23 protein-coding genes and 2 pseudogenes are annotated in these 22,619 nt (G+C 44.4%); 18 read left to right on the top strand and 7 right to left on the bottom strand.

Annotation, left to right across the window (positions count from 1 at the left end):
• The first annotated feature begins 122 nt into the window (after window positions 1-122).
• Window positions 123-2,255, top strand: a complete 2,133-nt coding sequence (locus ACQE26_RS16800; RefSeq protein ID WP_500470109.1) for a peptidoglycan D,D-transpeptidase FtsI family protein — start codon at window positions 123-125, stop codon at window positions 2,253-2,255.
• A 177-nt stretch (window positions 2,256-2,432) separates the two neighbouring features.
• Window positions 2,433-4,253 carry a PAS domain-containing protein gene (locus ACQE26_RS16795; RefSeq protein WP_500470108.1) on the top strand — a complete coding sequence of 607 codons (1,821 nt, stop codon included), beginning with the start codon at window positions 2,433-2,435 and terminating at the stop codon, window positions 4,251-4,253.
• Here the strand turns inward: ACQE26_RS16795 and ACQE26_RS16790 are convergent.
• Both ACQE26_RS16790 and ACQE26_RS16785 read right to left on the bottom strand, forming a co-directional pair.
• A pseudogene (locus ACQE26_RS16790) lies at window positions 4,234-5,447 on the bottom strand (aminotransferase A). The gene ACQE26_RS16795 and the pseudogene ACQE26_RS16790 overlap by 20 nt on opposite strands.
• A 201-nt stretch (window positions 5,448-5,648) precedes the next feature.
• A complete protein-coding gene (locus ACQE26_RS16785) occupies window positions 5,649-5,810 on the bottom strand; it encodes a protein YkzT (RefSeq protein ID WP_167388676.1) in 162 nt (53 codons plus the stop codon).
• 188 nt (window positions 5,811-5,998) lie between these two features.
• Between ACQE26_RS16785 and cheV the strand changes: the two genes are divergently transcribed.
• Window positions 5,999-6,910, top strand: coding sequence for a chemotaxis protein CheV (gene cheV, locus ACQE26_RS16780; RefSeq protein ID WP_060962923.1), 912 nt, complete (start codon window positions 5,999-6,001; stop codon window positions 6,908-6,910).
• 43 nt (window positions 6,911-6,953) lie between these two features.
• Here cheV and ACQE26_RS16775 read toward each other — a convergent pair whose 3' ends face one another.
• From ACQE26_RS16775 to ACQE26_RS16760, 4 genes are all read right to left on the bottom strand, one after another.
• A complete protein-coding gene (locus ACQE26_RS16775; protein WP_013352067.1) occupies window positions 6,954-7,418 on the bottom strand; it encodes a YkyB family protein in 465 nt (154 codons plus the stop codon).
• 122 nt (window positions 7,419-7,540) lie between these two features.
• Window positions 7,541-8,833, bottom strand: a complete 1,293-nt coding sequence (locus ACQE26_RS16770; protein WP_500470107.1) for an MFS transporter — start codon at window positions 8,831-8,833, stop codon at window positions 7,541-7,543.
• A 75-nt stretch (window positions 8,834-8,908) separates the two neighbouring features.
• The gene (locus ACQE26_RS16765; protein WP_438422126.1) at window positions 8,909-9,403 is read right to left on the bottom strand and encodes a L,D-transpeptidase family protein; all 495 of its coding nucleotides are present in this window, start codon (window positions 9,401-9,403) and stop codon (window positions 8,909-8,911) included.
• Between the two features lie 74 nt (window positions 9,404-9,477).
• Window positions 9,478-10,341, bottom strand: a complete 864-nt coding sequence (locus tag ACQE26_RS16760) for a metallophosphoesterase (protein WP_500470106.1) — start codon at window positions 10,339-10,341, stop codon at window positions 9,478-9,480.
• A gap of 143 nt (window positions 10,342-10,484) precedes the next feature.
• Here ACQE26_RS16760 and fadH point away from each other — a divergent pair, with 143 nt between their 5' ends.
• The 14 genes and pseudogenes from fadH (at window position 10,485) to ACQE26_RS16690 (ending at window position 20,713) form a co-directional block, all read left to right on the top strand.
• Window positions 10,485-11,249 carry a 2,4-dienoyl-CoA reductase gene (fadH, locus tag ACQE26_RS16755; protein WP_438421798.1) on the top strand — a complete coding sequence of 255 codons (765 nt, stop codon included), beginning with the start codon at window positions 10,485-10,487 and terminating at the stop codon, window positions 11,247-11,249.
• 114 nt (window positions 11,250-11,363) lie between these two features.
• Window positions 11,364-11,848, top strand: a pseudogene (locus ACQE26_RS16750) (hypothetical protein).
• A 133-nt stretch (window positions 11,849-11,981) separates the two neighbouring features.
• Complete coding sequence (locus tag ACQE26_RS16745; protein ID WP_500470105.1) at window positions 11,982-13,202, top strand: EAL domain-containing protein; 1,221 nt, start codon at window positions 11,982-11,984, stop codon at window positions 13,200-13,202.
• Window positions 13,203-13,647: 445 nt separating this feature from the next.
• Window positions 13,648-13,887 (top strand): YkuJ family protein, encoded by a 240-nt coding sequence (locus tag ACQE26_RS16740; RefSeq protein ID WP_003154613.1) that lies wholly within the window; start codon window positions 13,648-13,650, stop codon window positions 13,885-13,887.
• A 124-nt stretch (window positions 13,888-14,011) separates the two neighbouring features.
• Window positions 14,012-14,530, top strand: a complete 519-nt coding sequence (locus ACQE26_RS16735) for a ribonuclease H-like YkuK family protein (protein WP_500470104.1) — start codon at window positions 14,012-14,014, stop codon at window positions 14,528-14,530.
• 140 nt (window positions 14,531-14,670) lie between these two features.
• Complete coding sequence (gene abbA / locus ACQE26_RS16730; protein ID WP_013352076.1) at window positions 14,671-14,862, top strand: antirepressor AbbA; 192 nt, start codon at window positions 14,671-14,673, stop codon at window positions 14,860-14,862.
• A 143-nt stretch (window positions 14,863-15,005) separates the two neighbouring features.
• Window positions 15,006-15,449 (top strand): cyclic-di-AMP-binding protein CbpB, encoded by a 444-nt coding sequence (cbpB, locus tag ACQE26_RS16725; protein WP_060962917.1) that lies wholly within the window; start codon window positions 15,006-15,008, stop codon window positions 15,447-15,449.
• Window positions 15,450-15,588: 139 nt separating this feature from the next.
• Window positions 15,589-16,470 carry a transcriptional regulator CcpC gene (ccpC, locus tag ACQE26_RS16720; RefSeq protein ID WP_500470103.1) on the top strand — a complete coding sequence of 294 codons (882 nt, stop codon included), beginning with the start codon at window positions 15,589-15,591 and terminating at the stop codon, window positions 16,468-16,470.
• A gap of 111 nt (window positions 16,471-16,581) precedes the next feature.
• Window positions 16,582-17,055 carry a flavodoxin gene (locus tag ACQE26_RS16715; protein WP_500470102.1) on the top strand — a complete coding sequence of 158 codons (474 nt, stop codon included), beginning with the start codon at window positions 16,582-16,584 and terminating at the stop codon, window positions 17,053-17,055.
• On the top strand, window positions 17,045-17,938 hold the full coding sequence (locus ACQE26_RS16710; protein WP_500470101.1) for a WD40/YVTN/BNR-like repeat-containing protein: 894 nt from the start codon (window positions 17,045-17,047) through the stop codon (window positions 17,936-17,938). The genes ACQE26_RS16715 and ACQE26_RS16710 overlap by 11 nt, the downstream gene beginning before the upstream one ends.
• A 26-nt stretch (window positions 17,939-17,964) precedes the next feature.
• A complete protein-coding gene (locus tag ACQE26_RS16705) occupies window positions 17,965-18,420 on the top strand; it encodes a flavodoxin (RefSeq protein ID WP_500470100.1) in 456 nt (151 codons plus the stop codon).
• An 81-nt stretch (window positions 18,421-18,501) separates the two neighbouring features.
• Window positions 18,502-19,212, top strand: a complete 711-nt coding sequence (gene dapD / locus ACQE26_RS16700) for a 2,3,4,5-tetrahydropyridine-2,6-dicarboxylate N-acetyltransferase (RefSeq protein ID WP_438421804.1) — start codon at window positions 18,502-18,504, stop codon at window positions 19,210-19,212.
• Window positions 19,213-19,282: 70 nt separating this feature from the next.
• The gene (locus ACQE26_RS16695) at window positions 19,283-20,407 is read left to right on the top strand and encodes an N-acetyldiaminopimelate deacetylase (protein ID WP_060962912.1); all 1,125 of its coding nucleotides are present in this window, start codon (window positions 19,283-19,285) and stop codon (window positions 20,405-20,407) included.
• A 60-nt stretch (window positions 20,408-20,467) separates the two neighbouring features.
• The gene (locus ACQE26_RS16690) at window positions 20,468-20,713 is read left to right on the top strand and encodes a YkuS family protein (RefSeq protein ID WP_013352084.1); all 246 of its coding nucleotides are present in this window, start codon (window positions 20,468-20,470) and stop codon (window positions 20,711-20,713) included.
• Between the two features lie 33 nt (window positions 20,714-20,746).
• Here ACQE26_RS16690 and ACQE26_RS16685 read toward each other — a convergent pair whose 3' ends face one another.
• Window positions 20,747-21,553 (bottom strand): mechanosensitive ion channel family protein, encoded by an 807-nt coding sequence (locus ACQE26_RS16685; RefSeq protein ID WP_500470099.1) that lies wholly within the window; start codon window positions 21,551-21,553, stop codon window positions 20,747-20,749.
• Between the two features lie 295 nt (window positions 21,554-21,848).
• Here ACQE26_RS16685 and ACQE26_RS16680 point away from each other — a divergent pair, with 295 nt between their 5' ends.
• Window positions 21,849-22,307, top strand: coding sequence for a TlpA disulfide reductase family protein (locus tag ACQE26_RS16680; protein ID WP_500470098.1), 459 nt, complete (start codon window positions 21,849-21,851; stop codon window positions 22,305-22,307).
• The last annotated feature ends 312 nt before the right edge of the window (window positions 22,308-22,619 follow it).

The raw sequence follows: 22,619 nt of genomic DNA, 5'->3' as shown, positions 1-22,619 counted from the left end.
TAAGATAATTTGATCTTGACAGTTTTTTTTACCCGTTTTCGCTGTAACAACTTTTACAAAAATGTTACAATTAAAATCTGTTTATGTAAATATATTCAATGATTTGAGAGGTGTAACAGAAAGTGGCTGAAGTCGCGCGTGAACCAAAGAAAAAAACGAAACGTTACAGAGCGCTGAGAATGAATCTCTATTTTTTAGTTGTTTTCCTTCTCTTTACGGCACTGATTTTTAAACTCGGCATCGTCCAGATTGTCGAAGGGGATAAACACCGCCAGGATGCGGAGAAAGCAAATGCAAAAACCGCCTATTATCCGACACCGCGGGGAAAGATGTATGACAAGCGGAACAGAGTGGCGGTTGATAACCAGGCTGTGCCTGAAATTGTATACGTTTCTACCTCAAAAACCTCGGCAAAGGACAAATTGAAAACGGCAAAAACTCTCGCCGCACTGATCCATATTGATACTGAATTTATGAAGGATCGAAATATCATTGATTACTGGCTTGCCGCACATCCGAAGAAGGCGGAAAAGCTTATGAAGGATTCAGAAAACAGCCTGAAATCCCAAGAAGTGTACAAACGCCAGATTGAACGCGTCCCGAAGCAGGAGATTGATGCGATCAAAAAAGATAAAAAAGAGCTGCAAATTGCGGCGATTTATACGCGTTTTTCAAGCGGAAACGCCTATCAGCCGCAAGTCGTCAAATCAATGGACCCGAATAAGCTGAACGGAAACGGAAACAGCGGTTCACTGCTTGACGAACATGACAACAACAAACAGAAACCGAAAAGCGACCTGACATATGAAGAAGTTTCCGTCGTATCCGAGCACCTGAAAGAGCTCCCCGGCATTGACGTAATCAATGACTGGACGCGGAAATATCCGTACGACAAAACGCTGTATTCTCTGTTCGGCGGTGTGACGACACCGGAACAGGGATTGTTGGGCGAACGGAAAGATTATTACGTCACAAGAGGTTACTCACTGAATGACCGGGTGGGTAAAAGCTACATTGAATATCAGTATGAAGACTATTTAAACGCACATAAAGAAAAAGTAGAGTATGTGGAAAACAGCAAAGGTGAAGTCATCAGCCAAAAGCTCGTCGATGAAGGCAGCAGAGGCTACGATCTGCGGCTCTCGCTCGATATGGAATTACAGTCGAAAGTCGAAAAAGTCATTGAAAAAGAGCTGAGAAGAAGCCGCGCCGCCGGCAACTATATGGTTGACCGAGGATTTGCCGTCATGATGGATCCGAACAACGGGGATATTCTCTCAATGGCGGGGAAACGCATTGATCTCGAAACGAATAAAACACAGGATTTTGCGATCGGAGCATTTACGACCCAATATGAGATGGGCTCTTCCGTTAAAGGAGCGACTGTTCTTGCGGGTTACCAAAGCGGCCTCCCGCATTATAAAACGTTTGTCGATGCACCGCTTAGCTTTAAAGGGAAAACGACAAAACAATCGTGGACACAAATGGGACCCATTACTGAGCTGACCGCCCTGCAAAGAAGTTCAAACGTATATATGTTTCATGTGGCCATGCATATCGCCGGCATACCCTACGTTCCGCACGGCACACTGCCGGCCGGATTAGACGATATTAAGAAAATGCGCAACTACTACGCTCAATTCGGCCTGGGTGTGAAAACCGGGATTGACCTTCCTCAGGAATCAGCGGGAATGCAGTCAAATCCGCAATTGGTCGGGGGATTGCTGCTGGATTTTGCGATCGGACAGTTTGATACATATACGCCGCTTCAAATGGCTCAATATATCTCGGCCATCGCAAACGGCGGATATCGCGTGCAGCCGCGGATCGTCACAAGCATTCATGAACCGGACAGCAAAAACAAACTTGGAAAAGCGATTGAACAGCGTGATATTAAAGTTTTGAACAAAGTAAATAACAGCCCGAGCGATTTTGATCAGGTTCATAAAGGAATGAAATTGGTTACAAGCTCACCTCAAGGAACGGCTTATTCAACATTCCAAGGTTCCGGCGCTGATGTTTCCGGAAAAACGGGAACCGCGGAGACGCACTATTACGGCACGAACAAAAACTGGTGGGGGGAATACACGTATAACCTGACTTTTGTCGGCTATTATCCGTCAGAACATCCACGAGTGGCATTCAGCGTCGTCGTTCCGTCTGTTCGAAATGATAAAGATCATGTCAGCAAAAATATTGCCAAGGGAGCAGTTGACGCTTACAAAGAGCTTGAAAAGAAATACAATAAAAAATAACAAATGAAAGGGCGGCCGAACATATCGTGCGCCCTTTCTTTCATTCAGGAAAATTGACGTTCACAATAAGAATAGAAGGAGAATGCTCATTTTTTAGCGAATCAATCTAGTGGAAATTCTTTTAATATCAGCCCGTGACCAGCCTGCAGTGTGAGTAAAATGCAAAGGAGGGATTCTGTGGAACAGGATACTCAGCATGTCAAACAGCTTCAATCGAAAACCGATCTTCATGCCGTTTTGACGTCTAATGGGCGTATTATGTATATTTCTGCAAACTGCAAATCGTATTTCAGTTATTCCCAGGAAGAGATGATCGGATCGTTTCTCAAAACGTTCCTGCATGAGGAAGATCAATTTTTGGTTGAAAGTTACTTCTATAATGAGCATCATTTAATGCCTTGCACCTTTCGCCTTATTAAAAAAGATCATACCATTGTTTGGCTTGAAGCAGGTGTGGAAATTGTCACACCGCAAATGGAGGGGACAGATCGGGAAATTATCCTTAAAATCAAGGTGCTTAAGGAGAAGACACCGTGCAGGTCTTATATGTATGAACAAAAGAAGCCAAAGGCAGAACAACAGTCAGCAGAAGCGGCTGGAAACGGCGAATTTGAGCGTCTTGTTGAAACGCTGCCGAATCCTCTATACGTCAGTATCAACGGCACAATCGCCTACGCCAATAACGCGATGCTTGCCATGCTGGGAGCCGAAAGCAAAGACGAGGTAATCGGCAGGCGCTCTTATGAGTTTATCGAAGAAGAGTATCATGACATTGTGAAAAACCGAATTGTGCGGATGCAAAAAGGAATGGAAGTCGGAATGATTGAACAGACGTGGAGAAGGCTTGACGGCACGCCCATTCATTTAGAAGTGAAGGCGGCGCCGACGACATATAAAAATCAGCGGGCGGAATTACTGCTTCTGATTGATATTTCTTCGCGGAAAAAATTCCAGACGATTCTTCAAAAAAGCAGAGAGCGTTATCAGCTCCTCATTCAGAATTCAATTGATACGATCGCCGTGATTCACAATGACAAATGGGTATTCATGAATGAGTCGGGCATTTCGCTGTTTGAAGCCGAAACCTATGAAGATTTAATCGGAAAAAACATCTATGATCAGCTTCATCCCTGTGATCATGACGACGTGAAACAGCGGATTCAACATATTATCGACCGAAAGACCGAGTCCGAAATCATTAAACAATCGTGGTTTACTTTTAAAAACCGGCTGATCTACACGGAAATGGTCTGCATTCCGACGACGTTTTTCGGAGAAACGGCCGTGCAGGTCATTCTGCGTGACATTTCTGAGCGGAAGCAGACGGAGGAATTAATGCTGAAGTCGGAAAAGCTGTCTATCGCAGGGCAGCTGGCGGCGGGAATCGCTCACGAAATCCGCAACCCCCTGACGGCGATCAAAGGATTTTTACAGCTCATGAAGCCGACGATGGAAGAAAACGAACATTATTTTGAAATTGTGTTTTCTGAACTGAGCAGAATCGAATTGATTTTAAGTGAACTTTTAATGCTTGCCAAACCTCAGCAAAACGCAGTGAAAGAGCGTGTAAACTTAAAGAAAATTATAAGTGAAGTAACCGCTCTTTTAGAGACGCAGGCAAATCTTAAAGGGATTTTCATCAAAACGGATTACGAACGGGACAGCATGTTTATTAACGGTGATCAAAATCAGCTGAAGCAGGTGTTTATCAATCTGATAAAAAATGCCGTTGAGTCGATGCCTGATGGGGGAACGGTCCACATTCTCATGACAGAAGATGAGTATTCCGTTAAGGTGACGATCAAAGACGAGGGTGACGGGATACCGGAAAACGTGCTGAAACGAATAGGCGAACCGTTTCTGACAACGAAAGAAAAAGGAACCGGCCTGGGGCTGATGGTCACATTCAACCTTATTAAAAACCATCAGGGAGCCATCCAAGTAGACAGCAAACCGGATAAAGGCACAGCTTTTCACATTACATTCCCGAAACAATAAAAAACAACGGCGTTACGCCGTTGTTTAAATAGTCTGCATGGATTCTCTCGTTTTTAAAATAAACGCTTCCAGCCGGTCTAAACCTTCTCTCAATGTATCCAGTGAATATGCGAATGACAGCCTCACATACCCTTCACCCAACTTTGAAAACGAGCTGCCGGGCACTAGAGCCACACCTGCATCCTCTAAAAGAGCCATACTAAAATCAAACGATGACATTCCGAATGACTTAATGGAAGGGAAGATATAAAATGCGCCTGACGGCTTTACGACGTCAAGCCCCATTGACACAAGACGGTCATATACATAATCAAGCCGCTTTTTATACTGTTCTCTCATAATAAGCGCATCATCAACGCCGTTTGTCACCGCTTCAAGCGCAGCTTTCTGGGAGATCGAGGACGCGCATGTCACACTGTATTGGTGAACTTTTAAGATGTGCTTGGCAATGTCTTTCGGTGCGAAAATGAAACCGATTCTCCAGCCTGTCATGCTGTGTGATTTTGACAGCCCGTTGATCACGATCGTCTGGTCTCTCAAATAAGACGCAATCGAATAATGCGGTCTGTCATAGGTTAATTCGCTGTAAATCTCATCCGACAGTACAAAAACATTTCTGCCTTTCAGTACAGCTGCGATGTTTTTCAGCTCTTCTTCTGACAATGTCACTCCGGTCGGATTTGACGGATAAGGAAGAATGACGCATTTTGTTTTAGGCGTCAGCGATTCTTCAATGAGCCGCGCCGTCAGCTTAAATCCGTGTGTCGTCGTGTCCACATGAACCGGAACGGCGCCGGACATGCGGATAATCGGTTCATAGCCGGGATAAATCGGTCCGGGCAGAATGACTTCATCGCCGGGAGATAAAATCGTCCGCAAAGATGCGTCAATCGCTTGGCTCGCCCCGGTTGTGACGATGATTTCCGTTTCGGCCTCATAATTCAGATCCGCTTTTTTCTTCATATAAAGCTGTACGGCCTGTCTCAGCTCAAGACCGCCCGCATTCGGAGTATACGCCGTAGCGTTCTCGTCGATTGCTTTTTTGGCCGCCGCTTTGACATGGTGCGGCGTGAAGAAATCCGGCTGGCCGATCGTAAGCGAAATGACATTATCGTGCTGAGCTACAAGATTTGAGAATTTGCGAATTCCTGAAATTTCAATTTCTTTTACATTCGGATTAAGCAAATGTTCCATAATTCATCACCTTATACTATATATTGAGTTTATCCTATTTTACCACTAGCTGAGCATTTGTCATCTATTTAAGTGAACTATCCCGAGTATATGTCCGATATGTGAAAACATACCTTCTTTCAGAAAAAAATAAGACAACCAGCTGAAATGATTGTCTTCATTGTATCATGATCTATCTATTGTGATATGTGGCGAATGTCATTAATACCCGTATTCAAAGCTGATGTTTTCCCGCCATACGATATACGGAGCGGGCTTATCGGGACACTCATTCGCTTCTTTTTTCATTTGCAGGTAAGCCGTTTTGCTGATATCTTCTAACACCGTCATTTGATCTTGGTCGAATATAACTACTGTACCCATTTATTACACCCTTCTTCCTGAAAAATCCTTGACTATTTTACCACTCGATGTCAAAAAGTCAATGGGATATCAGAAAAAAGAATCTTTTTATAAAGAGTTAATGGCCAGTTGGCCCGAATACATTCACTTTTTCCGTTTACAGCCGATATAAACAGTACAATACTGAATGCGGATAGCGAGGGATTGAATTGTCTTTACAACAATACGATATTTTATTGGATTCAGGCACAAATGAATTAGAAATCGTCAAATTTGAAGTAGGCGTCAATACATTTGGCATAAATGTGATGAAAGTCCGGGAAATCATTCAGCCGGTAGATGTCACATCTGTGCCCCAGTCTCACAAAGACGTAGAAGGGATGATTAAGCTGAGAGGCGAAATTCTTCCCGTCATCAGCCTGTATACCTTTTTCGGCGTTGATGCCGAAGGGGCAAAAGACGATAAATATATCGTGACGGAATTCAACAAGCGGAAAATCGTCTTTCACGTCGGTTCCGTATCACAGATCCACAGGGTGTCCTGGGAGGCGATTGAAAAGCCGACTTCGCTGAATCAGGGCATGGAGCGGCACTTAACGGGTATCATTAAACTGGAAGACACGATGATCTTTTTACCTGATTATGAGAAGATCATTTACGACATTGAATCGGCATCCGGAGTTGAGACTTACCATGTCCATCAGGAAGGATTTGATGAAAGACGGGCGGGTAAAAAACTGATTATCGTAGAAGATTCTCCGCTTCTGATGCGCCTTTTGACGGATGAACTGACTGAAGCGGGGTACAGTGAAATCGTTACGTTTGAAAATGGAAAAGAAGCGTATGAATATGTCGTGGAATTAACGGATAAAGGAGCAAATCTGTCAGACCATATTGACATGATCATCAGCGACATTGAGATGCCGAAAATGGACGGGCACCGTTTGACGAAGCTCCTTAAGGATAACCCGCAAAGCTCTGACGTGCCGATTATGATCTTTTCGTCCCTGATTACGGATGATCTGCGCCACCGGGGCGAAGTCGTCGGAGCGGATGAACAGATCAGCAAGCCTGAAATCAGCGAGTTAATTAAAAAAGTGGATACGTACGTGATTGAATAGAAAAAAAGCCGATGCGTCATGCATCGGCTTTTTTGCAGTGGAATTAAAAATAACTCTCACCAAGTTTTTTAAACACGGGTTTATGATAAGCGGGCTGCTGCCTGTTGGCGGCTAGCGGTTTTTCCTTTAAGCCCACATATTTTTGCAATAAGTTTTTCGCTTTTGTCAAAGACATTTGTGCTTTAGGATTGCGGTACGATTGATTTAACGTACCTAAATGCGGAAGATGCTGGAAGTCTTCTTTTGTTGGAGGCATGTGAAAATAGTAGTCTCCGATAGAGATAAGTACGTCTGACTGCTGTTGGCTAAACCTGGGATTATTTGAAAAGTGAAGCCCTATTTTTTTCCCTTTGCCTTCTTTCACAAGCTTTTGTAATGCCCGTTTTTTCAGCAGATAAAGGTATTTAGGGTTGGGGGCGGTTTTGGCATGGCGGTTCACAGTATAAACAGCTTTTGAAAGATTCTCGATGGTTGGCTGCAGCTCTTTCGAATAAGCGTGGTCGTCCATTATTTCTCTCCTTTGCATTGATCAAGTTCATATATAGATTATACTTTTTTAGCGTTGAAATGCAAATATTGAATATAAAAATACGCCTTTTTCTAATGAAAAGGGCGCATTTTTTTCCTTTATTAGACAGGATTTGCATGTTTTTCAGAATCAGCTTTTAATGATTGCTGCACATCGATTTCCGCCGCCTCGGCGCTGTACTTCGGAAGGGCGATAAAATAGAACACAAATACCGCCAAAATCACGATTCCCATGCCGTAATAAAGGTAATCAATATTGGAAACGAATTTCGGGAATAACAGGGCGACAAGTCCGAGTGTAATCGATTGGGCAAACATCATAAAGGGATCCTGCCAGCCGCTGACCCGGCCCATTATTTTCGGATGAACGATTTTCGGCATCCAGCCGCCGATGGCGATATTGACAGGGCCGATGCACATGCCGAGGACAAAAGCCGCCGCATAATAAATCCACAGCTGATCCGTATAGCCGAGGACAAAAATGAGCAGTCCGGCAGCCAAAATCGGCAGCGACATCAAATGATGCGGTTTGACTTTTTTTGCGATCATCGTTCCGATCACACTTCCGGCAAGCAAACCGAAGCCGAGTGCGACGGTGAAGATGGAAGTGTGTGATTCGTAATGATCGGGCGCTAGTCCGTATTTCATCGTAAACATCGGAAGTACGGCAAAGCCGCCGTTGACAAATCCAAAAATAAAAAAGCCGAAAATCAGAGAAGCAAGCAATTTGTTTTTAATAATATATACGATTCCTTCTTTAAAATCAGCGGCCGAGTCTTTCAGAAACGAATCTCCCCATTTAAAAGGGCCGTTCGGCTGACGGGCTTCTATCGGAATGCGGCAGGCGCGGATCAGAAAGCCTGACACAATAAAGCTGACAAAATCAAGGATAATGGCTCCGTGAACACCGATCGTTTTATACATAAACGCACCCATACCGACGCCGAATACCATAAAGATGCTGAACAGGATCTGGTTAAGTCCCGCTGCTTTCGCATAATGCTCCTTAGGCAGAATAGCTTGTACAAGGCTGGCTTCCGCCGGGAAAAAGAACTTGGTCACGGCGCTTCTGATGAACAATATACAGAACACGAGAGGAATATTCCCGCTGTATAATGCCGCAAACAATACGATCGTCAGTCCCGCCCTGATCCAGTCACAATTTTCTGCGACCTTTTTCCTGTCGAGCCGGTCAGCTGCGACACCGACAATCAGAAATACGAAAACTGTCGGCAGCGAATACATAAGCTCTGCCAAAGTCGTGTATGCCGGCTGGTTGGCAAAGCGATCCAGCAAGTAAAAAGCGAAAGCCATATTACCTACAGTCGTTCCCATTTGAGAAGCGAGTGCTGCGAAAAATAAACGGACAAAATTGCGATTTTTAAATATATCCATAAACACGCTCCTTACCCTAAAGGTCCCACTGTAATATATTATCATCAGCTCGTTCCATAAACAAATGAGATCTTTCTATCTTATAATCGTCACCCTTGTTCCATTAGGGACGGTAGCGGCAAGTTCAGTGACGTCCTGATTATACATGCGGATGCATCCTTTTGATACCGCTTTGCCGATGGAGGAAGGATTATTTGTCCCGTGAATGCCGTAATGGAGCTTAGAGAGGCTGAGCCAATAAGCGCCGAACGGGCCTCCGGGCTTAGGCTGGCGATTCACGATGTAAAATTCCCCGGTCGGCGTGGTCGTCAATATTTTTCCGACTGCGATCGGGTACGTACGGATGAGCCTGCCAAGGCGGTATAACTCCAGTTTCTTCGCTCCGATATACACGACAATGGAATAGGGAATAGTGGATGGGTCGGGAAGATTCGGTATGATAATATACTGTCCCGCGTAAATGACCGATTGGATTGAGGGATTTGCCTGAAGGAGAGCGGCCGTGCTTATTCTGAAGTCTTGCGCAATGCTTGAGATGGTTTCTCCTTGTTTCACTTGATAGGTCAGCAGTTTCATCACCCTCCTTTTTGTTCTTTTCCATATACATATTAAGGAGGGGCTGTTTGTGCATCGGGATAAAAGTCTTATTTTTGTACGGTTTTTAATGTGAACAGTGTGATTTCCGGTCTTGCTAAAAATCGATACGGCAGTCTTGTCGTACCGAGCCCGCGATTGACATAAACGGTTGTGTCATGCAGCGTATACATGCCGTCGGTATACGTTTTTCCGTAAGGGGGCGTAATGAGCGGCCCGAAAAACGGAAGCTGCACCTGACCGCCGTGAGTATGTCCCGACAGCTGCAGGTTTACGGGATGTCCGCCGATCTTGAGTGCGGCATCCGGCTCGTGAACGAGTAAAATGGAAAACGCATCTTCGGAAAGACGGGATAGAGTGCCTTCATAATCTGGCTTTCCGAGCATTAAATCATCCAAAGACGCAAGTTCAATCCGGCTTCCATCTGCCAGTTGCACCTGACGAAAGCCGTTTCGAAGCACTTGAAAATCAGCCGCTTCCATCAGGGTCTTGTACGTGTTCGTGCCGTAGCCTCCGTGGTCATGGTTCCCGTATACACAAAGCTTGCCGAAAGGAGCTTCAAGCCTTTGCAGCACGGCGAGCGCATGCTGATGATCATGATATAAATGCGGCTTATCAATTAAATCTCCCGTAAAGATAAGCAGATCAGGCTTCAGCTGATTGATCTTTTCCGCTGTTTTATTCAAGTCTTCGGCTGTAAACACTTCACTGAGATGCGTATCGCTGAATTGAACGATTTTAAAATTGTCAAAGCCGCGTGGAATCAGGCGGCTGGTAATTGTATGCCGGGTGATTTCAATCATGCGCGGTTCAATATACCGGGCATAGCCGTAGCCTCCGCAAGCCGTCGCAAGAACCGTGCCAAAAATGCCGAATCCTCTTTTTAAAAATGTTCTTCTCGTCATTTTCTCCATATGTAAAACCAACCTTTGTCAGAGTTTTTCTATTATATCATCAGCTTGGCCGGAAAATCCCTTCTCAGCATGTAATGACGGGCAGAGTCATCTGTGATAGAATTATGAATGATTATTCATTCAATAAAAGGGGTGGGGTTGTTATGGATAAGAAAGCGGTAATCATTACAGGCGGTTCAAGCGGCATGGGAAAAGCAATGGCGAAAAAACAGGCTGAACTGGGATGGCACGTCATGGTGACGGGGAGGAACCAGGAAGCACTTGAGGAAACAAGAAAAGAAATTGAGACCTTTGAGGGACAGGTCGCCTGTTTTCAAATGGATGTCCGTTCAGAATCCGCCGCTTCAGACATGATGACAGAAGCGGTAAAGGTCTTTGGCCGGCTTGATGCGCTGATTAACAATGCGGCCGGTAATTTTATTTGCCCGGCAGAAAAGCTGACGCCCAACGGATGGAAAGCGGTTATTGAGATTGTTTTAAACGGCACTTTTTTTTGCAGCCAAGCCGCGGCAAGGCATTGGATCGAGCAAAAGCAGAAGGGTGTCATATTGAATATGGCCGCCACATACGCATGGGGAGCGGGAGCAGGGGTCGTTCATTCCGCTGCAGCCAAAGCGGGGGTATTGTCACTGACAAGAACGCTGGCCGTTGAATGGGGGAGCAAATACGGCATCCGCACAAACGCGATAGCCCCAGGCCCGATTGAACGAACAGGCGGTGCGGAGAAGCTGTTTGAATCGGAAAAAGCAATGTCCCGCACTATGAACAGTGTCCCGCTTGGCCGGCTGGGCACACCGGAAGAAATCGCCGCGTTGGCAGCGTTTTTGCTTTCTGATGAAGCGGCCTACATAAACGGGGATTGTATCACAATGGACGGCGGGCAGTGGCTGAATCCTTATCCGTTTTAATTTTTCGTATATTGACTATTTTGCAAAACAAGCGAACGCCAAAGCCGGCCGTTCGCTTGTTTTATTTTCTATTCAAAATTATGATATAATTTTGAAAGATTAAGGGGCGATTAATTGAAGAAATTATTAAAATGGTTTGTTGTACTATTTTTAAGCAGTTTAGTTATCATCTTTAATATTTGGTACTTTATGATTTGTGCTTTTACTCCACAGTATTATCAAAATACCAATCTTACTTCTGATGAGATAATCAGATTTGAAAAGCTATATCACATCGATTTTCCTGATGAAACGAAATTTATTAAAGCCAGGGAGTATTTGAGTGGGCTCGGAGGCGATACATCGGCTGTAGTATATGTGTCTCTGCCAACTAAGCTGGCGGAAACAATTTTATCTGATTATACGTATATGCCAATAAATTTGGCACTTTAGATAAAAAAGGAACTTTCTTTCAGTTGGAACATGAGGATGATTGGATATATAACAGAACTGATTGGAGCCATTATTTTTGGACAGCTGCCGGTTATAATGCTCTTATATTTATCCTTTTATTTGTAATTGTGAAACAAATGAATAACGTCAAAAATGAATCGGTCTAAAGAGTGATCTTAAAAATGTTCCCCCTTTTATTTTAAGCTGCTGCCATACTCCCTCCTTTTCCCCTAATCTAAACATTTGTGGTGCTGATATAATTGTGTATAATCAGACAAAGATAGAGAAGCAGGTGATAACATGTTGGACCCACTTGATATACTGACGAATATTGATGATGTCATTCCGTATTACCAAGCGATTTTTAACGCTGAGGAACAAAGAGTCGCAGGCTACGAAGTGCTTGGCCGGATTTTGGCAGATACGGAGATTGAGAGCCTAGGGCCGTTTTTCTTAGATTCCGGCATTCCGGAAGAATATAAGCTTGAGGTCGATGACAGAGTCATCAGGCAGGCGCTGGAGAGGTTTAAAGAAGCTGATCGTAATCTGTTGATTTTTATCAATCAGGATGCGAATGTATTGATGCTTGACCACGGCGAAAGCTTTCTTGAGCTTTTGAAAGAATACGAAGAGCAGGGCATTGAATTGAACCGTATTGTGCTTGAGATCACCGAGCACAATTTCGAAGGCGACATTGAACAGCTGTACCATATGCTTGCCTACTATCGTACATACGGCATTAAAATCGCAGTGGACAATATAGGTAAGGAGAGCAGCAACCTGGACAGAATCGCGCTCCTTTCACCGGACCTTCTGAAAATAGATTTGCAGGCGCTGAAGGTATCTCAGCCGTCACCATCCTATGAGCATGTGCTGTACAGCATTTCATTGCTGGCGAGAAAAATCGGCGCCGCGCTGCTGTATGAAGATATAGAAGCTGATTTCCAGCTCCAGTACGCATGGAGAAACGGAGGCCGATTTTTTCAAGGCTATTATTTGCAGGCGCCGAGCGGCGATTTTATAGACCGCAGCCTGTTAAAAGCACGCTTGAAAACGGAGTTTCAGCAATTTATCACGAGAGAAAAAAAGAAGCTGGAGACAGTATACGAACACTCTGAGAATTTTTATAAGCGGGTCAATCAGGCAGTGTCCGAGCTGAAGAAAACCCATCAGGCGGATGATGAGTTTATTAAGAAACTGGCGGAAAACCTGACGGACTGCTGTTTCAGAATTTATATGTGTGATGAAGAAGGCTATCAGCTGACGGGAAATGTGTTCAAGCAATCAGGCGAATGGCTTTATCAGCCTGAATACAGGGAGAAAAACTGGAGCTGGCGTCCGTACTTTCTAGAAAACATCATGAAGATGCGTAATTCAAGAAAAGGCTTTTTCAGTGACCTGTACAGTGATATTGAAACGGGTGAGATGATCAGAACCTTTTCATACCCGATGGATGACAATATGTATTTATTTATCGATCTGCCTTACTCTTATTTATATGAACAGGACGGATTACTTTAAAGCGGCTGCTGTAGGCCGCTTTTTTTATAAATGTGAAAAAGTTTATAAAAAACGATTGACAATGATACTGATAATCATTATCATTTAGTTATAGAGAGAAGTTACTCTCTGTTCCCCAACCCCTCTATCAGATCAAGATCCGAAAAAGCTTGGCGCTACCCCCGCCAAGTTTTTTTATGCCTTCCTGCGCATAAAAAGGCTCCTTCTCACATATATCTGACAATGGCGGCTCAAAAAGCGAAAAATCATTTATAAAAGGTGTATGACATTCCGAAAAAAGCTTCAAACTATTCGAAAACACAGTTTTCCCGTTTATTTTCTTATTGAAAATCCAGCGGGAAAATGCCATCCCGGTCTACTTTATGGTATGATGCTCTGTAGAACTTGTATTATAATAAATACTTGTTGATTTGAAGTTGTTTTTTGAAAGGAGTCTTTTTTTAGAATGTCACAATTAATGGGTATCATCACACGGCTGCAAAGTCTGCAAGAAACAGCCGAAGCGGCTAATGAGCCGATGCAGCGTTACTTCGAAGTAAATGGTGAGAAAATATGCAGTGTTAAATATTTTGAAAAGAATCAAACGTTTGAGCTGACGGTTTTCCAAAAAGGTGAAAAACCTAACACATATCCGTTTGATAACATTGACATGATTTCTATTGAAATTTTTGAGCTCCTTCAGTAATTTGGTTTGATTTTTCAGGCTGACCAAGCTTCCCGTCTTTTAGCAAGCGGAGCTTTATTAAATCATGCAAAGGAACCGTGCTCGTTCGTTTGGTTGTAGATTTTGGAAAGAGGAGTGTCCGTACATGGCTGATTCTTTTCTGTTTTATAATCTTTCTGAGGCACAGATGACCTTTCAAGACGTGATGGAGCGGCTGAAACGCTTTGTCAATAAAGACCCCCGATCAGCATACGTGTTGTCTGTGGGGACTGATTCACAAGTTTACCGCGACTTCACGAAGTTTATTACGGCTATACACTTGCACCGTACAGGCAAGGGAGCTTGGGGCTGTTTGAAAAATCAAGATCTCGCCAGACCGATACATAGCCTTCGCGAAAAAATTTCGCTGGAAACCGCATTCAGCCAGGAGATGGCTGCGCATATCCTCGACGGACGTTTCATGGAAATTACCGATTTGCTCCTGCCTTTCGCTGATGAAGGAGCGGATCTTACATTTGAAGTGCACTTGGATATCGGCCAAAAAGGGCTGACAAAAGAATTGATACAAGAAATGACCGGCCGTATTACCTCGATGGGCATTGAAGCGAAAATCAAGCCCGATTCCTGCACAGCATTCAGTTATGCCAATCGTTACACAAAATAATATGTCTTACAGAATCCGCAAATTGTCGAATTATGCGGTTGACGATTTTTTTCTGTTTACTTATCCTAGCGGTAGAGCTGAAAGCAAATATTACCTTGCTTTCAGAGGTATTCAGTTAAAAATAGGGGGCCTGATTACGTATGAGTCTTATCGGTGAACGATTTACGGAAGAAGAACAAAAACTTCTGCTGAATATCCTGATCAATCATGAATATGCCATTGAGCTTTTGACCAGCGAAATCAACGATATAGAAGCAGGGTCAAAAAGCGTTGATGGAACCACTTATAAAAAACTCGTAACGCTTTATGACCGTTTCCGGAATGAAAATTAATCAGCGGCCTAAAAATTGATACTCGATTGCAAAGAGTATCTTTTTTATTGACGGAAACTTTTCGACAAAAAATGATAATGTTTATATTATGGCGATATAGGGAATACATGTTTTGATGAAAAATGTAAAGGGGTCGAAGTGACATGATTAGCTTACAATCAGATCAGCTTCTTGATGCAACAGTCGGACAATTTATGATCGAGGCGGATAAAGTGGCGCACGTACAAGTCGGAAACAACCTTGAGCATGCTCTTTTAGTGCTGACGAAAACCGGCTATACCGCTATTCCAGTCCTTGACGCTTCGTACCGTCTGCATGGTTTGATCGGCACAAATATGATTATGAACAGCATTTTCGGACTTGAGCGGATTGAGTTTGAGAAGCTGGATCAAATGACGGTTGAGGAGGTCATGCTGAAAGACATTCCCCGTCTCCACATCAATGATCCGATTATCAAAGGGTTCAGCATGGTCATTAACAACGGCTTTGTCTGCGTTGAAAATGATGAAGGTGTCTTTGAAGGCATCTTTACGAGAAGAGTCGTATTAAAGCAGCTGAGCAGCCATCTCAGGTCATTGAATAAGTAGGCTCGCACGATCAGCCTATTTGTTCTTTGCATGTCAGAAAAAGAAAGCGCATACATATTTGTTGCACTTGCTTCGGCAGCCTTTATTTTATTAGAATGGTAGATAAGAAATACGAAAAGGCATTGAAAAGGAGGACGACATGCAGCTTCAAGAGCTTCATATGCTCGTAGTTTTAGCTGAGGAATTAAACATGAGGAAGGCTGCCGAACGGTTATTCGTGTCCCAGCCGGCTCTGTCCCAGCGATTGCAGACCATTGAAAAAGCCTGGGGAACAAAGATCTTTCTAAGATCTCAAAAAGGACTTACGGTAACGCCGGCAGGAGAAAAAATCATACAATTTGCAAATGATGTCACGGACCGGCAAGAGAGAATAAGAGAAAATATTGATGAACTTGAAGGGGAAATTCACGGTACATTGAAGCTTGCCGTCGCCTCCATTATCGGGCAGCACTGGCTTCCGAAAGTGTTAAAAACATATGTGGAGCGTTATCCGAATGCAAAGGTTTCCCTCATTACAGGATGGAGCAGCGAAATGCTGAAAAGTCTGTATGAAGATCAGGTACATATCGGCATAATCCGGGGAAACCCGGAATGGAAAGGCCGAAAAGAATATCTAATGACCGATCATTTATATTTGGTCGATACGGAAATTTCCTGCATTGATGATATAGCCCATACCGACCGGCCGTTTATCCAGTTCAAAAGTGACAGTACATATTTTCAGGAAATTCAGCATTGGTGGCATCAAAAATTCAAAACCTCGCCGAAACAGACGATCCTCGTCGATCAGATTGAAACGTGCAAGCAGATGGCGCTGCACGGAATCGGTTATGCCATTTTGCCGTCAGTCACCTTAGATGAGGAAGACAAAGTAAATAAAATGCCCCTGCTTGATGCAAAGGATCATCCGATCGGCCGCGACACATGGCTGCTCGGTTATGAGCCGGCATTTGAATTAAAACAGGTGCAGGCTTTCGTTTCTGTCATCAAAGATATGCTGAAGCAGGAGAACCCTTTTTAGAAAGACAGCAATGAGGCTGTCTTTTTTTATTTTTTATTGACAATGAAAATCATTATCATTTAAAGTAATGTATATGTTAATGAAAATCATTATCAATTACGAGGTGATCATATGCAGAAAGCATTAATGATATACGCAAGCATGTCGGGGAATACGGAGGATATTGCCGGCATTATAAAAGAAACACTGAGCGAGCATCAGATTGCAATTGACTGTCTTGACATGGATGAGGCAGATGCGGATTGTCTCGAAGCATATGATTATGTTTTTGTCGGAACATACACATGGGGAGATGGTGATCTTCCTTACGAAGCGGAAGATTTTTATGATGATATTCTGCGTCGCCAGCTGAACGGACTGAAAACGGCTTGTTTCGGTTCAGGCGATCACGCCTATCCGAAGTTTTGTGAAGCGGTTACGCTGTTTTGCGATGCGTTTGAACAGGCCGGAGCTAATTTATATCCGGAAACGCTGAAAATCGAATTGGCGCCTGAGACGGCTGAGGATCAGGAATGCTGCAAAGAATTTGTCCGCGGTTTTCTTGCATGGGCTGCTCACCAAGGAGACCGGTGCCATGTTTCATAAAGGCGCGACGGCTGTCATGGCATCAGTGTCTTCAGGATTTTTTGTCGCAGTAAAAGGCGAAGGCATTTTTCATTTTTCTGCAGAAGAAGGCTGGAAAAGGCTGTACCGGATGAAAAGCAAGATTCATGTGCTGACTTACATCGGGCCTTACATATTCGCGGCGGGGGAAAAAGGCGCCGTCTTCAGATCGGCCGATCAGGGAAAGACCTGGACGGCATCCCGATTTCCGACCAGCGCCTCTGTTTGGGCAGTTGCCGGGCGGAATGACGGGTTCGTCTGTGCGCACGGCACGCACTGTCTCTACTTATCTGATGATTTCGGTGTCACTTGGCATGTGGCTAAGCCCTTTTCACATTTAAAGGAGCCGCCTGTCATCCGCTCGCTTTGTTTGCACGGTCAGACGATTTATATCGGCACCCGGATTCATATGAATTATGGCGGCATTTGGGCGTATGATCTGACAGAAGACCGCATCCGGCGTATAAGCTGTGAAAGACAGCGCATGACGGCTTCCATGCTTATGTACAAGAAGGACTGGCTCATTGCCGCAAAGGGAGCGGCAAAGGGAGAACGGGGCGAGGTTGCCGTCCGAAACGTGCGGACGCAAGAGGCGTTTGCCATTACAGCCGCGCCCGCCGTACGGGAAAAATCATTTCTCGACGTTTCTGAGGATGACGGTATTATTTATGTCACTTCGGCACAGGACGAAAACGGATTTTCGCGCATTTACCAAGCTGATTTCGCCGCCGGAGAATTAAAATGGTTTGATACGATCCGCGGTCACGGATGGCGGGTGGCCAATCAGAAAGAAAGCTTTTTTTGCGCGGGCCTTTACGAATGTAAGTTTGTCAGACCGTATGAGGCGGCCCGGCTCGCACATTAGTTTCTATACATAAAGGAGAGACGGAGATGGGGAAAGTATTGCTTGTTTATGCGACAATGTCAGGAAACACCGAGGCAATGGCGGATTTGATTGAAAAAGGGCTGATCGAAGCACAAGCATCTGTAGACAGATATGAAGCGATGGATATCCATGCCGAACTTTTTAATGACTACGAGTATATTTTATTAGGCATATATACGTGGGGAGACGGGGATCTTCCTGATGAAATGCTCGATATCGCTGAAGATATGGAAAACCTGGAGTTTGCAGGGAAAACATTTGCTCTGTTCGGTTCCGGAGATACGTCCTATGCGTTTTTTTGCGGAGCGGTTGACGAATTGGAAAAAGTGATCACGGCCCGGGGAGGACGGGTGGTGCTGCCATCGGTCAAAATTGAAAACAACCCTGAAGGCAGTGAGGAAGAAGAGCTCAGGGAATTCGGAAGACAGTTTGCCGCACTGTGCAGACAGCCGGCAGAATAAAGGCTTGTTCCTTTTTTTCTTGTTTTTGCATCCTTCCTTTGTTACAGTAATGAGGTAGAAAATCAGAGGAGGACAATACATATGAAAATGATGGATGCAAATGAAATTATTTCATTTATTCAAAATAGTACAAAATCAACGCCTGTAAAAGTGTATGTAAAAGGCAATCTTGAGGGAATCAGCTTTGGCGATTCCGCTAAAACATTCCTGAACGGCCAATCCGGCGTTGTTTTTGGCGAATGGGCTGACATTAAAGCGGCAATTGAAGAAAACAAAGACAAAATTGAGGATTACGTCATTGAAAATGACCGCCGCAACTCTGCGATTCCGATGCTTGACTTGAAAGATGTAAAAGCGCGCATCGAGCCCGGCGCTATTATCCGCGACCAAGTCGAAATCGGCGACAATGCCGTTATCATGATGGGGGCGTCCATTAATATCGGTTCAGTCATCGGCGAAGGCACAATGATTGATATGAACGTTGTGCTCGGAGGACGCGCGACTGTCGGAAAAAACTGTCACATCGGAGCGGGTTCTGTATTAGCGGGCGTTATTGAGCCGCCAAGCGCTAAGCCTGTTGTCGTGGAAGATGATGTTGTCATCGGCGCAAATGCGGTTGTGCTTGAAGGCGTAACAATCGGAAAAGGCGCGGTTGTCGCTGCGGGAGCCATCGTAGTAAATGACGTTGAGCCATATACCGTTGTAGCAGGAACACCAGCGAAAAAAATCAAAGATATCGATGAAAAAACAAAAGGCAAAACAGAAATCAAACAGGAATTACGCCAGCTGTAAGGAATGGTTTGATAGAATGGGCGTGGATGATAAAATCCACGCCTTATTCTTATCTTAAGGAGGAATACATATGGAAAAAGAGCGGCTCATAGCGATCCGGAGAGATCTGCACCGCATCCCGGAAATCGGTTTTCAGGAATATAAAACACAGCAGTACCTGCTGAATATATTAAAACAATATCCGGAAGATAGAATTGAAATCGAAACGTGGAGAACCGGCATCTTTGTCAAAGTCAACGGCACGGCTCCGGAAAAAATGCTCGCCTACAGAGCGGATATAGATGCTTTATCGATTGAAGAACAGACGGGGCTTCCGTTTGCATCTGAACATCCCGGTTTTATGCACGCATGCGGCCACGATATGCACATGACCATCGCGCTCGGCATTATTGATCATTTTGTCCATCATCCGGTCAAGCATGATCTGCTCTTTTTATTCCAGCCGGCTGAAGAAGGACCGGGCGGAGCGGAACCGATGCTTGAAAGCGATGTGCTGAAAAAATGGACGCCGGATTTGATCACGGCTCTCCATATAGCACCTGAGCTGCCGGTCGGCACAATCTCCACCAAAAGCGGATTGCTGTTTGCCAATACGAGCGAGCTTGTCATCGACCTTGAGGGGAAAGGCGGACATGCGGCATATCCGCATACAGCAGATGACATGGTCGTCGCCGCAAGTACGCTTGTCACGCAGCTGCAGACGGTCATATCCAGAAATACGGACCCGCTTGACAGCGCGGTCATTACTGTCGGAACGATTACCGGAGGCACGGCGCAAAATATCATCGCAGAGCGTGCTCATCTGGAAGGAACGATCCGGACGCTTTCTGAAGAATCAATGCATATGGTGAAAAAGCGGATTGAAGAACTCGTCAAAGGAATTGAAATCGGCTTCCGCTGTAAAGGAAAGGTCACGTACCCGTCCGTTTATCATCAAGTTTATAATACAAGCGGCCTGACCGAAGAATTTATGCAATTTGTCAGTGATCATCATCTTGCAGAAGTGAAGACGGCGAAAGAAGCGATGACCGGAGAAGATTTCGGGTATATGCTGAAAAAATATCCCGGCTTCATGTTCTGGCTCGGTGCCGATTCTTCCCACGGGCTTCATCACGCAAAGCTGAATCCGGATGAAGCTGCGATGGAAACCGCAGTAAATGTCATGGTCGGATATTTTTCGGAGTATGCCAATTAAATCCGAAAAGAAGAATAATCTAACAAAAATTGAGCATTCTACGTAACGGAGGTGTTCAATATGACGAAAAAAATTGGAATTGAACAATCTTTATCGGATGTAGAACAGGCGTTAAAACAAAAGGGATATGACGTAGTGATGATGAAGACTCCTGAGGATGCGAAGGATTGTGACTGCTGTGTCGTAACCGGACTTGACAGCAATGTCCAAGGCATTGCCGATACGTCAACTCAGGCTCCCGTCATTACGGCTTCCGGAATGACAGCTGACGAAATCTGCAGCGAAGTAGAAAAAAAATTTCATTAAAAAGAAAAAACCGAAGCTTATGCTTCGGTTTTTCTATTCGGCAGAAGAGGCGTTTTTCAAACGGTCGAGCGCGATTTTCATTTCTCTCCGCAGCACGCGTTCAACCCGCCATTGCTCCATATTTTCTGTTTTGGCGATGATTCTGATGACCATTTCTGATGTGCTCAAATCCTGAACCCCGATAACGTCCGGTCCTTCCTTAATCTGCGGAAGCTCAAGAGCTGCTTTGTCACAGGCGTTTTGCAGGACTTGAATGGTTTCATCAAGGTTTTTTTCAAGCGGCACCTTAATATCGACAAGCGCCTGCATCGTTCCGCGGGAATGATTGCTCACATTCGTGATCCCCCGGTTGGGAAGATAGTGAAGCGTGCCGTCAAAGCTCCGGATTTGCGTCGTACGCAGACCGACCTGCTCGACAAGGCCGCTGTAGCCGGCAACCGTAATATAATCACCGACATCGATCTGTTTTTCCAAAAGGATAAAAAATCCGGTGACAATGTCACTGACAAGCCCCTGAGCGCCAAAGCCGACTGCAAGACCGACCACGCCGGCGCCTGCTATGAGAGCGCTCGGATTGTAGTGAAATAAATCCAATATCATGACGATAAAAACGAAAATCAGTATATATCCGTACACATTCAGCGCGAGACTCCGCAAAGTATAAGCGCGGCCCGTGGAGAGGTTGTTTTGCTGCTCGAATTTCTGAAACAGATGTTTAATCAGCTTTTTGCCTGCCGTTCTGAAAATAAAATACGCTAAAATAATAAGTGCCAGCTTGACGATGAAAATCCCCGCAGAAGTGATGAGCCCGGCCCAATCAAAGTGTTTTAAATCAATCATAGTGATGTCTTCCTTTCAAGTCTATTGCAGAAAAAGCTAAAAGTTATTTACCCGTTTTCCAATAGAATAAACCTTTTAATAGAAATCAGTTATTTACCGTTATGATTTTTTCTATTGAACGGTTTCAATCTCATTATTTTCGTGAAGATATTAACTAAAGAATCTCCGCTCTCATTTTAACATGGCAGTTCAGCCAAATCATTTACTTTAGAGGGGAAAACAGCCGGATGTTGCCCGATCAAAATGAGAGTGCGGACGAAAGCTCACAAATCTTTTTCATAAGGAGGGACATCAGATGAAATTACATCAGCAAATGCCTGAATTGACAGGCGCCAAAGCCTGGATTAACGGAGAAGTCACGAAGGAACAGCTGATCGGTGACAAGCCGGTATTGATTCACTTCTGGTCCGTCAGCTGCGGCATGTGTAAAGAAGCGATGCCTGAGGTGAACGGGCTTCGTAATAAATATAAAGATCAGTTGAATGTGGCAGCCGTTCATATGCCCCGTTCCGAAGATGATCTTGACCTTGAGAAAATCAAGGAAACAGCGGCTGAACACGATATCTCTCAGCCGATTTACGTGGACAGCAATCATACGCTGACTGAAGCATTTGAGAATCAATATGTGCCGGCTTATTACGTTTTTGATAAAACCGGACAGCTCCGTCATTTTCAAGCGGGAGGAGACGGGATGACAATGCTTGAAAAACGCGTCAGCCGCGTACTTTCAGAAATGGAGCATGCTTCTGAATAATTGGGACAATCTCCGTCGGACTATTGTCTCGGTTCTGCAAACCCTTTGCCGTTAGGTAATAGGGTTTTTTTGTGCTTATTGGATAAAAAATTCCAAAATGACGTGCATGATTGTTGAGCCGGAGTGAAAACGAAAATGAAGAAAAACAGGAGAAAACACGCTGTATCGCATGTTTTCTCCGTATCTTTAGCTTTTACATATTATAGTCGGAAATTGTAGATATTACGCTAATTTTCATTAAACAAGTAATTTCAAGTTATATTTTGAAGTGATTGAATAAAATGGAACACCGCCCAGAATCCCCTATATGAT

It is taken from the genome of Bacillus sp. 5RYD7K (assembly GCF_059831465.1).
This window is presented reverse-complemented; position numbering and strand designations above follow the sequence as displayed.

Coding starts and splice junctions, on each gene's coding strand:
- ACQE26_RS16710 (WP_500470101.1), top strand. CDS start 17,045: ATGTTTCATAAAGGCGCGACGGCTGTCATGGCATCAGTGTCTTCAGGA.
- ACQE26_RS16735 (WP_500470104.1), top strand. CDS start 14,012: ATGGCTGATTCTTTTCTGTTTTATAATCTTTCTGAGGCACAGATGACC.
- cbpB (WP_060962917.1), top strand. CDS start 15,006: ATGATTAGCTTACAATCAGATCAGCTTCTTGATGCAACAGTCGGACAA.
- ACQE26_RS16740 (WP_003154613.1), top strand. CDS start 13,648: ATGTCACAATTAATGGGTATCATCACACGGCTGCAAAGTCTGCAAGAA.
- dapD (WP_438421804.1), top strand. CDS start 18,502: ATGAAAATGATGGATGCAAATGAAATTATTTCATTTATTCAAAATAGT.
- ACQE26_RS16745 (WP_500470105.1), top strand. CDS start 11,982: ATGTTGGACCCACTTGATATACTGACGAATATTGATGATGTCATTCCG.
- fadH (WP_438421798.1), top strand. CDS start 10,485: ATGGATAAGAAAGCGGTAATCATTACAGGCGGTTCAAGCGGCATGGGA.
- ACQE26_RS16775 (WP_013352067.1), bottom strand. CDS start 7,418: ATGGACGACCACGCTTATTCGAAAGAGCTGCAGCCAACCATCGAGAAT.
- abbA (WP_013352076.1), top strand. CDS start 14,671: ATGAGTCTTATCGGTGAACGATTTACGGAAGAAGAACAAAAACTTCTG.
- ccpC (WP_500470103.1), top strand. CDS start 15,589: ATGCAGCTTCAAGAGCTTCATATGCTCGTAGTTTTAGCTGAGGAATTA.
- ACQE26_RS16760 (WP_500470106.1), bottom strand. CDS start 10,341: ATGGAGAAAATGACGAGAAGAACATTTTTAAAAAGAGGATTCGGCATT.
- ACQE26_RS16685 (WP_500470099.1), bottom strand. CDS start 21,553: ATGATTGATTTAAAACACTTTGATTGGGCCGGGCTCATCACTTCTGCG.
- ACQE26_RS16770 (WP_500470107.1), bottom strand. CDS start 8,833: ATGGATATATTTAAAAATCGCAATTTTGTCCGTTTATTTTTCGCAGCA.
- ACQE26_RS16690 (WP_013352084.1), top strand. CDS start 20,468: ATGACGAAAAAAATTGGAATTGAACAATCTTTATCGGATGTAGAACAG.
- ACQE26_RS16705 (WP_500470100.1), top strand. CDS start 17,965: ATGGGGAAAGTATTGCTTGTTTATGCGACAATGTCAGGAAACACCGAG.
- ACQE26_RS16695 (WP_060962912.1), top strand. CDS start 19,283: ATGGAAAAAGAGCGGCTCATAGCGATCCGGAGAGATCTGCACCGCATC.
- ACQE26_RS16680 (WP_500470098.1), top strand. CDS start 21,849: ATGAAATTACATCAGCAAATGCCTGAATTGACAGGCGCCAAAGCCTGG.
- ACQE26_RS16715 (WP_500470102.1), top strand. CDS start 16,582: ATGCAGAAAGCATTAATGATATACGCAAGCATGTCGGGGAATACGGAG.
- ACQE26_RS16785 (WP_167388676.1), bottom strand. CDS start 5,810: ATGGGTACAGTAGTTATATTCGACCAAGATCAAATGACGGTGTTAGAA.